Annotated in this window: 1 protein-coding gene; it reads right to left on the reverse strand. The window is 65.9% G+C overall.

All coding sequences use genetic code 11. The features are described from left to right. On the reverse strand, positions 1–824 hold an 824-nt coding region (locus tag ACFQSB_RS40200), incomplete at both ends, for an endo-1,4-beta-xylanase (RefSeq protein WP_380832614.1).

The raw sequence follows: 824 nt of genomic DNA on the forward strand, positions 1-824 counted from the left end.
AGCCAGGAGTCGCTGTCGCGTACGCCCCAGACGGTGATGCCGACGCAGCGGGACACCGCAAGGCAGTCGTTGGCCACCGACTGGTAGGTCTGCGCGGAGCCGCCCTGGATGTCCAGTTCGGTGATCGCGACGTCGACGCCGAGGGCGGCGAAGCTGGAGATGGTGGTGCGGTAGTTGGAGTTGTAGGCGCTCTGGCTGTTGAAGTGCGACTGCAGCCCGACGCAGTCGATCGGCACGCCGCGCGACTTGAAGTCCTTGACCATGTTGTAGACGCCCTGGGTCTTGGCCCAGGACCAGTTGTCGATGTTGTAGTCGTTGTAGCAGAGCTTGGCGGCGGGGTCGGCGGCGCGCGCGGTGCGGAAGGCCACCTCGATCCAGTCGTTGCCGGTGCGCTGCAGGTTGGAGTCGCGGCGGCCGCCGTTGCCGTCGTCGAAGGCTTCGTTGACGACGTCCCAGTAGGCGATCTTGCCCTTGTAGTGGCCCATCACGCCGTTGATGTGGTTGATCATGGCGTTGCGCAGGTTGCTGCCCGACATGGACTGCATCCACCCGGGCTGCTGGTTGTGCCAGGCGAGGGTGTGGCCGCGTACGCGCTTGCCGTTCTGGACGGCCCAGTTGTAGACGCGGTCACCGGCGCTGAAGTTGAACTGGTTCTGGTTGGGCTCGGTCGCGTCGATCTTCATCTCGTTCTCGGCCGTCACCATGTTGAACTCACGGTTCGCGATGGTGGTGTACTGCGAGTCGCCCAGCTTGCCCGAGGCGATCGCGGTGCCGAAGTAGCGGCCGCTCTGCGCGGCCGCCGCGCCCAGCGTGCTCTCGGCCGC

It is taken from the genome of Sphaerisporangium rhizosphaerae, from assembly GCF_042665155.1.
GTDB classification, from domain to species: Bacteria; Actinomycetota; Actinomycetes; order Streptosporangiales; family Streptosporangiaceae; genus Sphaerisporangium; species Sphaerisporangium rhizosphaerae.